General features: G+C 74.8%; 10 protein-coding genes. 3 read left to right on the top strand and 7 right to left on the bottom strand.

Annotation, left to right across the window (positions count from 1 at the left end):
• Nucleotides 1-3: 3 nt before the first annotated feature.
• The 7 genes from HUT19_RS32270 to HUT19_RS32300 form a co-directional block, all read right to left on the bottom strand.
• On the bottom strand, nucleotides 4-1,146 hold the full coding sequence (locus HUT19_RS32270) for a hypothetical protein (RefSeq protein ID WP_254885888.1): 1,143 nt from the start codon (nucleotides 1,144-1,146) through the stop codon (nucleotides 4-6).
• Nucleotides 1,147-1,189: 43 nt separating this feature from the next.
• Entirely contained in the window at nucleotides 1,190-3,877 is a 2,688-nt protein-coding gene (locus HUT19_RS32275) for a hypothetical protein (protein ID WP_176183834.1), read from the bottom strand.
• 37 nt (nucleotides 3,878-3,914) lie between these two features.
• Nucleotides 3,915-5,492, bottom strand: coding sequence for an Hsp70 family protein (locus tag HUT19_RS32280; RefSeq protein ID WP_176183835.1), 1,578 nt, complete (start codon nucleotides 5,490-5,492; stop codon nucleotides 3,915-3,917).
• A 35-nt stretch (nucleotides 5,493-5,527) separates the two neighbouring features.
• The gene (locus tag HUT19_RS32285; RefSeq protein WP_254885889.1) at nucleotides 5,528-6,112 is read right to left on the bottom strand and encodes a nucleotide exchange factor GrpE; all 585 of its coding nucleotides are present in this window, start codon (nucleotides 6,110-6,112) and stop codon (nucleotides 5,528-5,530) included.
• 89 nt (nucleotides 6,113-6,201) lie between these two features.
• Nucleotides 6,202-8,331: a xanthine dehydrogenase family protein molybdopterin-binding subunit gene (locus HUT19_RS32290; RefSeq protein ID WP_176183836.1), complete on the bottom strand. Its 2,130-nt coding sequence runs from the start codon at nucleotides 8,329-8,331 to the stop codon at nucleotides 6,202-6,204.
• Complete coding sequence (locus HUT19_RS32295; RefSeq protein WP_176183837.1) at nucleotides 8,328-9,317, bottom strand: xanthine dehydrogenase family protein subunit M; 990 nt, start codon at nucleotides 9,315-9,317, stop codon at nucleotides 8,328-8,330. The genes HUT19_RS32290 and HUT19_RS32295 overlap by 4 nt, the downstream gene beginning before the upstream one ends.
• Nucleotides 9,314-9,829 carry a 2Fe-2S iron-sulfur cluster-binding protein gene (locus HUT19_RS32300; RefSeq protein WP_176183838.1) on the bottom strand — a complete coding sequence of 172 codons (516 nt, stop codon included), beginning with the start codon at nucleotides 9,827-9,829 and terminating at the stop codon, nucleotides 9,314-9,316. Before HUT19_RS32300 ends, HUT19_RS32295 begins: the two co-directional genes overlap by 4 nt.
• Before the next feature lie 161 nt (nucleotides 9,830-9,990).
• On the opposite strand from HUT19_RS32300, the gene HUT19_RS32305 reads away from it, so the two are divergent.
• The 3 genes from HUT19_RS32305 to HUT19_RS32315 are packed head-to-tail and all read left to right on the top strand — an operon-like array spanning nucleotide 9,991 to nucleotide 14,110.
• Entirely contained in the window at nucleotides 9,991-10,683 is a 693-nt protein-coding gene (locus tag HUT19_RS32305; RefSeq protein WP_254885890.1) for a FadR/GntR family transcriptional regulator, read from the top strand.
• Nucleotides 10,680-12,155, top strand: coding sequence for a hypothetical protein (locus HUT19_RS32310; protein WP_254885891.1), 1,476 nt, complete (start codon nucleotides 10,680-10,682; stop codon nucleotides 12,153-12,155). Before HUT19_RS32305 ends, HUT19_RS32310 begins: the two co-directional genes overlap by 4 nt.
• Nucleotides 12,152-14,110, top strand: a complete 1,959-nt coding sequence (locus HUT19_RS32315; protein ID WP_176183840.1) for a GMC family oxidoreductase — start codon at nucleotides 12,152-12,154, stop codon at nucleotides 14,108-14,110. The genes HUT19_RS32310 and HUT19_RS32315 overlap by 4 nt, the downstream gene beginning before the upstream one ends.
• The last annotated feature ends 18 nt before the right edge of the window (nucleotides 14,111-14,128 follow it).

Here is a 14,128-nt window from a genome sequence, read left to right on the forward strand (position 1 = left end):
CTCTCACACCTTTCCCCGGTCGAGCATGGCGAACCGGTGCAGCAGCCACATCAGCGGATCCTCCACCCGGTGCGGCCGCACCCCGCCGAGACCCAGATCGGCGCCGCGCGGCGCCGAGCCGAGCATCGACATGGCGAACAGCTGGTAGTCGGCGCAGGACTGGTTCAGCCGCAGGTCGAGCTGGCTCTCCCGCCACCCGGCCAGCAGCGCCCGCAGCTCGGTGTGCACGGCGGCCCGGTCCTCCGCGTCGAAGACCGGGCCGGGGGCGCGGGTGCGGTGCAGCGGGGAGTTGGCGGGCAGCCCGGGGGAGAGCAGATCCAGCTTGGTCAGCGCCACGGCGACCGGGATCGGTACCTTCCGCCCGCCGCCCGGCCCGTGGGCGTCGCCGAGGTGGCGCAGCACCCGGGTGAGCACGTCCACGGACGGTCCGGCGGTCTGCTCGGCGGTGCGGACGGCGCCGCCCGCGGCCGGGCCGAGCGACTCGGACCCGGCCACGTCCTGCGGGTCGACCAGCACCACCACCGCGTCCGCCTCGGCGAGGTACCGCAGCTGGGTCTCCATCCGGTCCCGGGAGCCGAAGTGTTCGCCCGCGGTGTCCAGGAAGACCAGGGTGAGCGAGGTGTCCCGGGTGGTGCCGAACGCGCCGCGGCGGGTGCGGCCGAGCCGGTACACCAGCGGGCGGCCGCCGTCCCGCTCCTGGGTCTTGGGCACGGTCCGGTGGGCGTCGTACAGATGGCGCTCGTAGCGCTCCCGGTAGTCGTCGGTGGTGCGGTCGTCGCACGGCACCAGCGAGGTGCGCAGCTCGTCGCCGAGGCGGTGCAGCAACTCGTGCACCAGCACCGCGATATAGGTGCTCTTGCCGGAGCTGACCGGCCCGGCGAGGGCCACGATCCGCCCCGGTGACTCCAGATATCCCTCCGGCAGCCGGTCCCCGCAGGGGCGGCACCGGCGCCGGGTGGTGACATGTCCGCAGGTGCCGCAGGTCGCGCGGCGGTCCAGCGGATTCGCCGCGGCCAGCCGCTTGTCGTCGGCGCACTCCCGGCCGCCCGTCGCGCAGACGAAGCCGAAGCCGTCGCGGCCCAGGCGCCGGAAACAGTGCGGACACACCCAGGTGCGTCCGCCGGGCCCGCTGCCCCTGAACCTCACCTGTCGCTCACCCGCTCCACCTGCTTCACCCGCTCCACCTGCTTCACCCTTGTCTCCCTCGTCCCACCCGGAGTTCGCGCGTCGGCGGATCGCGCAGCAGCACCGCCTCGCCGACGGCGAAGCAGCGCAGCCAGTAGCCCCGCCCGCCGGGCCCCTTCCCGCCGGGCGCGGGCACGGCCAGCTCCACCGGCTGCCCGGCGGGCAGTTCGACCTCCGTCAGCTCGCCGAGCGTCTCGCCGTCCTCGGGCGCCAGCGGCCAGGTCTCGCCGTACGCCCGTACCAGCAGCAGCCGTTCGGCCCGGATCGTGGCCCGGGCGGTGAACACCGCGCGCAGGGTGCGCCGTCCGGGCAGCCCCGACCGGGTCAGCCGGTAGCCGACCTCCACCCGGGCGGGCAGCGACGTGCGCGAGGGGGCGCCGCCCACCCGCGGCCCGGCGCCCGTCGCGACCGCCCGTACCTCGATCTCCACCGCGGCGCCGTCAGCCACCGGGATCCGGGCCCCCGCCTCGTGCAGATACGCGGCGCGGGTGACCGTCCTGCGGGCCGCCGGGGAACCGGCCACCGTCCAGGACACCTCGGCCGCGTCCACCCCCTGCGCGGGCCAGTCGAACGCCACGGCCACCTCGCCGCCGAGCCGGCGCGCCTCGACAGCGCCCAGGCCGGGCAGCACCTCGACCCGCCGGTGCGGGCCGGTCACCGCCTCGTCCCCGGCCACGGTCACCGCCAGCACCGTCCCGCTGCACGCCGGGACCGGGAACCGCAGCCCCCCGGGGACCGGTGAGGTGGTCAACGGCCGGGCGGCGGGCCGCAGTCCGGTCACCGGCAGCCGGGTCCCGGCGGGCCACGGCACCGCCCCGTCCAGCAGATACAGCACCGCGTCCCCGCCGCGCGGTGCGGGGAACCGCGCCACCATCGCCGCCGGGTCGTCCGGCACCGGCTCCACCCGCAGCGCGGTCACCGGCTGCGGCGGGGAGACCGGGGTGGCCGAGAGCCGGACGCCCTCGGTGACGGTCCGGGAGCCGTCCGGGCCGCGGTAGACCACGGCGATCCGGTAGCGGTGCACGGTGCCGTTGACCAGCCCGCTGTCGGTGAACCCGTCCCGGTGGGCGGCCACCCGGACCGCCCGCCCGCCGTCCCCGTCGCGGGTCACCTCCACCGACTCCGCCCCGGCCGGGCACCGCCAGGCGCCGGTGACGGTGGTGTCGCCCGCCCGCAGCCGCACCCCCGCCACTTCGGGCCGGTGGTAGATCGGTCCGCAGACCGCGAGCGCGGACGGCGGGGTGTCGGGCTCCGCGCCGCGCCGCACCGCCACGCCGTAGTACAGCGGGCGGCCCACGAACAGGGCCGTGCCGTCGGGGGCGAAGGTGTCGCGCAGGGAGGTGGCGCCGGGGGAGTCCGGCCGCAGTACGGTGCCGTCGAGCGCGGCGCGCGGCGGCCGGCCCACCCGCCGTACCACCACGTACTCCGGCTCCCCGGCGGTCGACGGGGTGGGCTCCCACTCCACCAGCACCCCCGCGTCGTCGGAGACCGCCCCGGCCCGGGGCACCGGGCGGGCGGGCAGCGCCCGGCGCAGCGCGTCCGCGCCGGGCAGATCCGCGGCGATCAGCGCGGCCTCCTCCAGCAGCTCCCAGCCGCGGTCCGGATCACTGCCGCGCAGTCCGGCGGCCCGGTCGCGCAGCCGCAGCGCCTCGGCCAGCCGCTCCCGGACATGGGCGGCCAGCGCCGCCGCCTCCTCCGGCAGCGCCCCGTCCGGGAACCGGTCCAGGACGGCGGCGGCCTCGGCGAGCAGCCCGTCGGCGGTCAGCCGCCGCAGCCGCCCGGTGACCGGGTCCCCCGCGTGCTCGTGCAGCACCGCGAAAACCAGCCGCCGGGCATCGGCCTCGGCGACCGACAACTCCCCGACGGCATGGGCGAGCAGGGTGGCGGCTCCGGCGCGGGCCGCCCGGTGCTCCCGCACCGAGGCGGCCAGTTCGTAGGCCAGCACCGTGCCCAGCCCGTCCGGACCGCGGTCGCGCAACACCTGTCGCAGCGCGGCGACCACGCCGTGGGCGGCGGTCTGGGCCGCGCTGTGCGGCAGCCGCGCCCAGCGGACCGCCGCCTCGTCCAGCGCGCGTTCACCGGGCGGGGGCCGGGTGAAGGGCTCCAGCGGGACGGAGACCCGGCCGCCGGGCCCGTCCGCCGCCAGGAAGTCGGCCAGATGACGCAGCCGCAGCAGCCCCAACTGCCGGGCGCAGCGCAGATACGCGGGGTGCGGGGCGTCGAAGGGCAGCGCGTCCGGCTCCCTGACCTCGATCCGCGCGCCCCGCAGCGCCTCGCGCACCCGGGCCTCGGCCACACCGTGGGCCGCGGCCACCTCCTCGACGGTGGCGGGCGCGATCAGACCGAGCCCGTCCGCGGCCTCCTCGAGCGCGGCCACCAGCCGCCGGCGTCCGTCGCCCTCCCGGCGGCCCTGTTCGGCCAGCGCGGTCCGCAGCGGCTCCAGATCGCCCGCCGCGGCGGCGTCGAACACCGGCTGGTGGACCGGGTGTCCGGCCTCCAGCGCCTCGATCACCGGCCGGTACTTCAGCCGGGCCCGGCCGCGCCGCCAGCAGGCCCGGACCTCCTTCACCGCCTCGGTGACCGCACCGGCGGTCAGCGGCTCGTCCAGCTGGTAGCGCCAGCGCAGATCGTCCTTCAGCGGCAGCCCGTGGTCCAGCACCTCACGGCGGTACCGCGCCTCGTCGAATGCCATGCCTCACCCCCCCCGCGGCGATCCGTGCGCGGCCGGTTCAGGCGATCCGCTCCTTGGTGAGCGAGATCCTCGCCTCCTCCACCGCCTCCTCGGTCATCCCGCCGATCCGCACCGTGAGGGTGAGCCGCTCACCGGTCTCCCGCTCGGTGGCCACGACCGTGAGCAGCCCGGAGGTGTCCAGGGTGAACTCGCACTGGATGGGCCAGCGGTCGGGCTTGCCCGGCGGAATGTCCAGCTCGCCGTCGGCGACCACGGTGTTGTGGCCCAGTTCGTCGGACTCGACCGCCCCGGCCTGCTCCATCACCTTGATGTGCACCTTCCGCTGCCCCGCGCGGACGGTGTAGAAGTCCTGGACGACCGCGACCGGCAACGTGTCGTTGGCGTGCACCAGATGGGTCACGTACTCCCGCTCCAGGTCCGGGTCCCACACCTGGATGCCGTAGCCGCGCGAGGCCACGGTGGAGATCGTGTAGGGCTGGTGGGTGATCCGGCCGGTGTCCGGCACCTGCGGCGCCTCCTCGGCGGACACCTCCCCGCTGTTGATCACGTACAGCGCGCGGTCCAGGGCGTACAGCGAGGCGCCGCGGGCCACCGCGAGATCCGGGTTGTGCAGCTTGGGGTCGAAGCCGAACTCCTCCCGCAGCCGCCGGGCCACCGCGGGCATCTTGGTGGCACCGCCCACCAGCAGGACGTCGTCGAAGCGCTCGACACCGCGCTCCTGGGCCAGTTCCACGGTGCGCCGGGTGAGGTCCAGGGTGCGGTCCAGCAGATCCCGGGTCAGCTCCTCGATCAGCTCCTGGGTCAGCTCGACCGGCTCCACCAGGCCCTGGTGCATCACCCGGACCGTATAGCTCCCCCGGAAGGACAGCGCCTTCTTGGCCTCCTCGGCGTCCTTGCGCAGCTGGGTCTCGGTCTGCGGATCGGCCAGCGGATCGCCCGCGTCGGGGAACCGGGTGCGGAAGGCGTCCACCAGGTGCAGCACCAGCCGGTCGTCCCAGTCGGCCCCGCCCAGCTCCTTGGCGCCGTCGGTGCACACCACCTTCAGCTCGGTGCCGCGCAGCGTCAGCACGGTGGTGTCGAAGGTGCCGCCGCCCAGGTCGTACACCAGGATCGCGCGGTCTGCGCCGTCCGCGCCCGCGCCCAGCGCACCGTAGTCGAGGGCGGCCGCGATGGGCTCGGCCACCACGTCCAGCACCCGCAGCCCGGCGATCTCGCCCGCCTTGCGGGTGGCGTCGCGCTCGGCGATCCCGAAGTACGCGGGGACCGTGATCACCACGTCCCGCACCTCGTGGCCGCCGCTGATCCGGGCGTCGTCGGCGAGTTTGCGCAGGACGCGGGCGGAGATCTCCTCCGGGGTGAACGACCGGCCGTGGAACTCCCGGGTCACCGCCTCGCCCATGTCCCGCTTGATCAGCTGCACCACGGCGTCCGGGTCCACCACGGCGGCGTCCTTGGCGGACTGCCCCACCACGGTGCCGTCCGCGCTCTCGAAGTACACGACCGAGGGGGTGGTGTCCGAACCCTCCAGATTCCGCAGCACGGTCGGTCTGCCCACATCGTCGACACAGGCGATACAGGAGTAGGTGGTTCCCAGGTCGATGCCGTAGACGGCCATGCGCTCCCCTCCGCTGTGCTTCCCTGCCCCGATGACTACCCCGCGGACGGCGGTGTACCGCCGCTCCGCTCCCAGCGCGCCACCACGACCTCGGCCTTGCGCACCACCCGCTCGCCGCGGGCGAATCCCGCCGCCACCACCCGTGCCACGGTGCGGTCGGCCTCCTCCGATAGGGCCTCGGCGCGCCCCACCGGCCGGTGGCGCGCGGTGTCGAACGGCTCGCCCTCCTCCGGGGCGTAGCGCTCGGTGCCGGTGCCCGCGAGGGTGTCCGCCGCATCGTCGGCCAGCGCCCGCAGCAGCGCGTCCAGTTCGTCCGTGCCCAGCGGGGCGTCGATCTGCTCGGCCTGGCGCAGGATGCGGTCGTGCAGCCGGATCAGACCGTGGCGTACGAGGTCCAGGGCGGCGTCCAGTTCCCCGCGGCGCAGCTCCTGGAGCTCGGTGTGCAGCCGGGTGATGATCTCCTCGCGCCGGTCGGCGAGATCCTGCTGACGCGCCAGCGCGGCGGTGAACTCCGCCACGGCGTGCTCCAGCCCGCTGCCCGGCCCGGCCTCCGGTACCGGGTCGGCCCCGCCCTCCGGTACCGGATCGTCGGTCGTCGTACTCGCTTCCGTCTCCGGCACGCGCGCCCCCCGAGTCTGTGCGGCGTATCAGACCCTAGCGCAATCGTCGTAGCCCGGGGCGGAACTGGCGGTGCGGCACCCGGAGTTGGTCAGGGCAGCAGCTTGTCGAGGGTGATGGGCAGTTCGCGGATCCGGACACCGGTCGCGTGGTACACCGCGTTGGCGACGGCCGCGGCCGTGCCGACGATGCCCACCTCGCCCGCGCCCTTGGCGCCCATCGCATTGGTGTGCGGGTCCCGCTCGTGCACCCAGTGCGCCTCCACCGCGTGCACATCGGCGTTGGCGGCGATGTGGTACTGCGCGAAGTCGTGGTTGACCACATGACCGAACCGCGGGTCCAGCACGCTGTGTTCGTACAGCGCCATCGACATCCCCTGTGTCATCCCGCCGATCAGCTGGGAGCGGACGGTCTTGGGGTTGATGACCCGGCCCACGTCGAACATCCCCAGCAGCCGGGCCACCCGCACCTCCCCGGTGTCCTGGTCCACCCGCACCTCGGCGAACTGGGCCCCGAAGCTGTGCATCGCGTACCGGTCCTCGTCGGGGTTGGCGGGCATGTCCGCGGTGACCTCCAGACCCTGTGCCGGGACCGTGCCGCCGTGGTCGGACTCCAGCACCTCGTGGAGCCGCGTCGCCGCCGCGCAGATCGAACTGCCCCAGCTGCTGATGCCGGAGGAGAACCCGGCGACCGACGCGGGCGGCAGCGCGGTGTCCCCGATCCGCACCTCCACCTGCTCGACCGGGACGTCCAGCGCGTCCGCCGCGATCTGGGTGAGCGCGGTCCAGGCGCCGGTGCCCAGGTCGGCGGCGGCGATCAGTACGAGGTAGTGGCCGTCCGGGGTGGCCCGGACGGTGGCGCTGCTCCCCGGCAGCCGGGGCGAGGGGTACGTCGAGGCCGCCACTCCGCTGCCCAGCAGCCAGCGCCCGTCCCGACGGGCCCGGGGGGCGGGGTCGCGCCGCTCCCATCCGGCCCGGCGGGCGCCCTCGCGCAGACAGGCCACCAGATGGCGGCTGGAGAACGGCAGTCCGGACTCCGGGTGGACCTCCGGCTCATTGCGGATCCGGAACTCCACGGGGTCCATTCCGCAGGCGAGGGCCATCTCGTCCATGGCCGACTCCAGCGCGAACATCCCCTGTCCCTCGCCCGGCGCCCGCATGATGGTGGGCACCGGGATGTCCAGCGGCGCCAGCCGGTGGGTGGTGCGCCGGTGCGGGGCGGCGTACATCAGCCGGGTGCACACCGCGACCTGGTCCGCGTACCCCTTGGCCTTGGCGGTCTGTTCGGCCACCTCATGGGCGACGGCGGTCAGCCTGCCGTCCCCGTCGGCACCGAGCCGGATCCGCTGGATCGAGGCGGGACGGTAGCCGACCAGGGCGAACATCTGCTGGCGGGTCAGCGAGAACTTGACCGGGCGGCGTACGGTGCGGGCGGCCATCGCGGCCAGCACGGCGTACGAGTGCGGGTAGACCTTCGAGCCGAAACCGCCCCCGACATGCGGGGAGATCACCCGGACCCGCTCCGCCGGCAGTCCCAGCACCCCGGCGATCAGCATCCGGCTGAAGGACGAGCCCTGGGTGGAGCAGTACACCGTCAGCTCGCCGTCGTCCCAGCTGACCACGGCGGTGTGCGGCTCCATCGGGTTGTTGTGGTACATCGGCGTGGTGTAGGTGGCGTCCAGCCGGACCGGGGCCGAATCCAGCGCCGCGTCGACGTCCCCGAGCAGGCTGTCGGCGGGCGAGCCGTCCTGGAGTTCACCGGCGGCCGAGCCGAACTGGGCGGCGTGCACCGGTGTGCGGAGGTCGTCGCGGTCCGCGCGGAGCTCCACATCGTGCTCCCGCGGCGCGTAGGAGAAGCGCACCAGCCCGGCGGCGGCGCGCGCGGTCTCCAGGGCCTCGGCCACCACGGCACCGGTGAACTGGCCGCGCCAGGCCACCTCGTCGGTCTGGAGCACGGCCAGCTCGGGGTCGTCGGGCCGGGTCAGCGAGGGGGCGTTGAGATGGGTGAGGACGGCCAGCACCCCGGGTTCGGCCTCGGCGGCGGAGGTGTCCACCCCCGTGATCCGGCCGGCGGCGATGGTGGACTGGAGGGCGTGGAGATACACGGCGTGTTCGACGGGCCATTCGAAGGCGTAGGTGGCGGTGCCGGTGACCTTCTGCGCGCCGTCGATGCGGTCCAGCGGGCTGCCGATGGCGTGGGGCCGGGCGCGGACGTCGCTCATCGCCTCTCCTCCAGCAGGTCGAGCAGCACACTGACGATCGTGTTGCGGGCCAGTGGCACCTTGAAGGCGTTGCCCGGCAGCGGACGCGCCGGGGCCAGCTCGGCCGCCGCCGCGTCCAGGAAGCTCCCCCGGGTGGCGGGCGCGCCGCGCAGCGCCGTCTCGGCGGTGGCGGCCCGCCACGGCTTGTGCGCCACCCCGCCGAGCGCGATCCGCACGTCCCGTACGGTGCCGTCGGCCACGTCCAGCGCGGCCGCCACCGAGACCAGGGCGAAGGCGAACGACGCCCGGTCGCGCACCTTGCGGTAGCGGGAGGCGGTCAGATGGGCCGGCGGGGGCAGCTCGACCCCGGTGATCAACTCACCGCGCTCCAGCACGGTGTCCCGCTCCGGGGTGTCTCCCGGGAGCCGGTGCAGCTCGGTCACCGGGATCCGCCGCTCCCCGCCCGGGCCGTGCACCGTGACCACCGCGTCCAGCGCGGCCAGCGCCACCGCCATGTCCGACGGATGGGTGGCCACACAGGCGGGGGAGGAGCCCAGGATCGCCAGATCGCGCTGATAGCCCTCCAGCGCGGAACACCCCGACCCCGGTTCGCGTTTGTTGCACGGGGTGGTGACGTTCTGGAAGTACGCGCAGCGGGTGCGCTGGAGCAGATTGCCGCCGGTGGTGGCGAAGTTGCGCAACTGGCCCGAGGCGCCGGACAGCAGCGCCTGGGAGAGCATCGGATAGCGCCGCCGCACGCGGTGGTCGGCGGCCAGGTCGCTGTTGGGGACGGCCGCGCCGATGCGCAGGCCCCCGTCGGGCAGTTCCTCGATCCGGTCGGAGGTCAGCCGCGTCACGTCGATGAGCACCTCGGGGGTGGTCACCTCCAGCCGCATCAGGTCCACCAGATTGGTGCCCCCGGCCAGGAAGGCCGCCTCCGGCTCCTCGGCCAGCGCGGTGACCGCGGCGGACACGTCGTCGGCGCGTTCGTAGCGGAAGGGCTTCATCGGTGCGCCACCTCCGAGATGGCCGGGACGATGTTCATGTAGGCGGCGCAGCGGCACAGATTGCCGCTCATCCGCTCGGCGATCTCCTCGTCGTCCAGCACCACATCGGTGGCGCTGGGGTCCTTGCTCACCGCGCTCGGCCAGCCCGCCTCCGCCTCGCTCAGCATCCCGGCGGCCGAGACGATCTGGCCGGGAGTGCAGTAGCCGCACTGGAAGGCGTCGTGGGTGATGAACGACCGCTGGAGCGGATGCAGTCCGCCGCCGTCACCGTCGGCCAGACCAGCCGCGGTCACGATGTCCGCGCCCTGGTGGGCCACGGCCAGCGCGAGGCAGCCCAGCCCCCGCCGGCCGTCGATCAGCAGGGTGCAGGCGCCGCACTGTCCGTGGTCGCAGCCCTTCTTGGGGCTGGTGTTCCCCAGTCGCTCGCGCAGGGCGTCCAGCAGCGTCGTACGGGTGTCGACGATGAGCCGGTGCTCGGTACCGTCCACCCGCAGCGTGATCTCCACGTCCATGGTCCAGTCCTTGATCGTCGTCCAGCCGGGATGTCACGCAGCTCTGCCCAGTATCGGACAAACGTGCACTGATCGCCCGTCCGGCGGCGATCGTCTCGCGTCTTGACGCCGACTGTGCCCAGTGATTCCATGTGGCTCATCCACTGAGCCACTGGGGGAGGATGAGCGTGGAGGCACTGCCCCGCGAAACCATCGTCGACGTCCTCGAGAACCGCCTGCGGGAGGACATCTTCACCGGCCGCCACCCGGCGGGCACCCTGCTGCCGCCGGAGCGCGAACTCGCCGAGGGCTACGGGGTCACCCGCACCACCCTCAAACACGCCTTCGGCCGTCTCGTCCAGGCCGGACTGCTGGAGACCCGGCACGGTGTGGGCACCCGGGTGCGCGACTACGCCCGGCTCGGCGGCGCCGATCTGCTGCCCATGCTGGTACGGCACAGCCCCGACTGGATCGGGGAGGTCTTCGAAGTGCGGCGCTCGGTAGGCGCGTTGATCGCCGAACGGGCCGCCGCCCGCGCCACCACCGCGCAGAAGGCCGAACTGCGCGCCCTGCTGACCGCGGTGGGCGAGGCCGGGGACACCGACGCGGTGCAGCTCGCCGACGTCGAAGTGCACCGGGCCCTCGCCCGCGCCACCGGCAACCGTGTCTACGCCCTGCTCACCAACACCCTCTTCAACGCCTATCTGCCCGTACGCACCGCCCTGGCCGGGCCCTTCACCGACCCGGCCGCCGCCCACGCCCGGCTGGCACCGGTGGTCGAGGCCGTGAACCGGGGCAACCAGCGCGCCGCCCACAAGGCCGCCGAGGCGTATCTGACCGCGACCGAACGCATCATGCTGGAGGGCCTCGCTTGAGCACGCGTACGAGCACCCCCGACCACACCGGCACCTCCGGCGCCACCGGCGGGCCGGGCGGCACCGGGGCACCGCAACGCCCCCGTCCCGGCCGCGGCACCACCTTCCGCGAATCCATGCTCGGCCGGATCCGCCTCGACGGCGAGGACCGCGACCGCCCGGTCCGCCTCGATCTGCATGGCGCGGCCGACCGGGTGCTGCGCCCCCTCGGCACCACACCGGCCCGGCTCACCGGGCGGATACGCGTCGCCGGATGGGCCGACGACCCCGACGCCATCGGCACCCTGGAGATCTCCCCGCTCGCCCGGCGCCGGATCCGCTACCGGGTCGACTTCACCGCGGACGGCCGCCGGATCACCCTCGACGGCTGGAAGTCCATCAGCCCGCGCCGCCCGCTCGCCTCGATGACCGTCCTGCCGTACACGCTGTACGAGGACGGAACGGCGATCGGGACCGGCGCCGTGCGGTTTCCGCTCGCCACCCAACTCCTGCCGTTCCTCGCGAGCTTCCGGTTTCCGCGCCGTGAGGACAGTGCCCCGCTGCTCGCACCCCGCTGGGACGGCACCCCCGGCCGTACCGAGGTCTGGTACACCACCGCGACCGACCCGGCCACCGGCACCGGACTGTGGCTGCACCATGAACTCACCGCCCCCGCCGACGGATCCCCGCCCTTCGCCCACGGCTGGGCCGCCGCCTTCCCCCAGGACGGCCCGGTGCGCCACGCCCGCTTCGGCCCCACCCCCTGGACCCGCCCCGCCGAGGGATTCACCGGCGACGGCATCCAGGCCGCGCCCGGCCAACTCAGCGGCGCGGCAGGAGAGTTCAGCTGGAAACTGACCGAACGCCCCACCGACGCACCGCTCTACACCTTCCCCCGCTGGTCCTGGCGGCGCCCCCTGCTGCCCGCCGCCCAGATCCTCCCGGCCGCCCGCGCCCGCTACAGCGGAACCTTCGCCTACGAGGACACCACCCTCAGCCTCGACGGCGCACCGGGCGCCTCCGCCCGTATCTACGGCCACGGCAACGCCCACCGCTGGGCCTGGCTCCACGCCGACCTGGGCGACGACGGGGTGCTGGAGATCGTCGCCGCCGTCTCCACCCGCCCCGGACTGCGGCGGCTGCCCCCACTGGTCTTCCTGCGACTGCGCCACCGCGGCCGCACCTGGCCCCGGCGGGCCGAACGCACCGCGCTGGGCTGGGCCGGACTCGGCCGGTTCCGCGCCGATGTCGCCCTGCCCACCTGGACGGTGACCGGCCGCGCCGGGCCGCGCCGGATCCGCGTCGAGGTCACCCAGCCCGAGGAGCGGACCCTGACCCTGGACTACGCCGACCCCGACGGCTCCCCGGCGGTCTGCCGCAACAGCGAGCGCGCCGACGCCCACATCCTGCTGGAACGGTGGTGGGGCAGGTGGCGCACCGAAGGCGTCTGGACCCTCGAGGGCACCGCACACGCGGAGGTGGGCGACCGATGAGCCCCGGCACGTCCGACGCCCGGCGCACCGGAGCCGTCTGCGCCGCCGCCACCCGCCTCCGCGCCCCGTACCCCAGCCGCAGCCTCGACGGCCTGGTGGCCGCCCTCCTCGCGGACGACGGCACCACCCCGTGGCCGGGCCGGGTGCCCCGACGGCTGGAGACCGTACTCGCCTCGATGCCGCTGCCCGCGCGTGCCGGAGTGCGCACCGCGGCCGCCGCGCTCGACGCGTGCGCCCTCGCCGCCACCGGCCGCCGGCTCACCGCCCTCGGCCCGGCCGAACGGGAGCGGCTGCTCGGCTCGCTCGGGGCCCGGTCCGCGCTGCTCCCGCTCTTCGACGTGCTCAAGATCCCCGTACTGCTCGCCGCCGGAACCGAGCGCATGCTCGACCACGGCGGCCACCGGCCGGACCCGGCCCCGACGCGCCAGGACCCGCCGCTCGACTGCACCCCCGCCGACACCTGGCCCGCCCGCTCCACCGCCGACGCCGTGGTCATCGGATCCGGCGCGGGCGGCGCCGTCGCGGCCCGCACCCTCGCCCGCGCCGGACTGCGCGTGGTGGTCCTGGAGGAGGGCCACCACCACTCCACGGCCTCCTTCGGGAAACGCACCCCGCTGGACCGGTTCACCGAGCTGTACCGGGACGGCGGCGCCACCGTGGCCGTCGGCAACCCGCCCCTGCTGCTGCCGGTCGGCCGTGCCGTCGGCGGCACCACCGTCGTCAACTCCGGCACCTGCTACCGCACCCCCGGCCGGGTGCTCGAACGCTGGCGCCGCGGCTTCGGGTTCGAGCTCGCCGACCGGTTCGACGCCGCCCTGGACGAGGCCGAGAGGACCGTACAGGTGGCCACCCAGCCCCTGGACGTCCTCGGCAACAACGGGTTGCTGGCCCTCGGCGGTGCCGAGCGGCTGGGCTGGCAGGCCGCGCCACTGCGCCGCAACGCCCCCGGCTGCAAGGGCTCCTGCCAGTGCGTCGTGGGCTGCCCGACCGGCGCCAAACAGAGTGTGCAGCTGTCCGTGCTGCCCGACGCCTGCGCCTGGGGAGCCCGCATCGTCACCGGCGCCCGGGTGCGGCGGATCCTCGTCGAACGCGACCGCCCCGGCGGACCGCGCGCCGCGGGGGTCCGGGTGCGGCGGGAGGACGGGGTGACGTTCGAGATCCTCGCCCCGCTCGTGGTCGTCGCGGCGGGCGCCCTCGAGACACCCCCGCTGCTGCGCCGCTCCGGCCTCGGCGGCCATCCGATGCTCGGCCGCAACCTCAGTGTGCATCCGGCGACCAGTGTGGCCGGGCGGTTCGACCAGCCCGTCACCGCGTGGGAAGGGGTGCTCCAGAGCGTCGGGGTGGAGGAACACCACTCCGACGGCATCCTGATCGAGGCCACCGCCACCCCGCCGGGGATGGGCTCCTTCGTCCTCCCGGGCCTCGGCGGCGCGCTCCGCCGGGAACTGGAGACCTCCGACCGGCTCGCCACCTTCGGCGCCATGATCGCCGACCGGCCGTCCGGCCGGGTGCTGGGCCGCGACCGCACCCTGCTCCGCTACGGTCTGGACCGCCGTGACGCGGGCCGTCTGGTGCGGGCGGTACGCGCCATGGGAGAACTCCTGCTCGCGGCGGGCGCGGAGGAGGTGCTCACCGGAATCCCCGCCACTCCCCGGGTGCGCACGCTCGCCGAACTCCACGCCGTGCTGGGGAAGGTGAGCGCTCGTCAGCTGCATCTGTCGGCGTTCCACCCCACCGGTACGGCCGCAGCGGGCGGCGATCCGCAGACGGCGCCCGCCGACCCCGCGGGGCGGCTGCGCGGGGTGCGGGGGGTGCTGGTCGCCGATGCCTCGGTGCTGCCCAGCTGCCCCGAGGTCAATCCGCAGCTGTCGGTCATGGCCGCCGCCCTCACGGTGTGCGAGGCTCATCTGGACAGCATGGGGTTGGCCATGGCGGTCTCGGGCGGTGCCGAATGACCCGGGTGCCCGGACCGG

Source organism: Streptomyces sp. NA02950, assembly GCF_013364155.1.
Lineage (GTDB): Bacteria > Actinomycetota > Actinomycetes > Streptomycetales > Streptomycetaceae > Streptomyces.

Excerpts from the sequence above, each read along its gene's own strand:
- HUT19_RS32280 (WP_176183835.1), bottom strand. The coding sequence starts at position 5,492 with ATGGCCGTCTACGGCATCGACCTGGGAACCACCTACTCCTGTATCGCC.
- HUT19_RS32300 (WP_176183838.1), bottom strand. The coding sequence starts at position 9,829 with ATGGACGTGGAGATCACGCTGCGGGTGGACGGTACCGAGCACCGGCTC.
- HUT19_RS32290 (WP_176183836.1), bottom strand. The coding sequence starts at position 8,331 with ATGAGCGACGTCCGCGCCCGGCCCCACGCCATCGGCAGCCCGCTGGAC.
- HUT19_RS32305 (WP_254885890.1), top strand. The coding sequence starts at position 9,991 with ATGAGCGTGGAGGCACTGCCCCGCGAAACCATCGTCGACGTCCTCGAG.
- HUT19_RS32275 (WP_176183834.1), bottom strand. The coding sequence starts at position 3,877 with ATGGCATTCGACGAGGCGCGGTACCGCCGTGAGGTGCTGGACCACGGG.
- HUT19_RS32295 (WP_176183837.1), bottom strand. The coding sequence starts at position 9,317 with ATGAAGCCCTTCCGCTACGAACGCGCCGACGACGTGTCCGCCGCGGTC.
- HUT19_RS32315 (WP_176183840.1), top strand. The coding sequence starts at position 12,152 with ATGAGCCCCGGCACGTCCGACGCCCGGCGCACCGGAGCCGTCTGCGCC.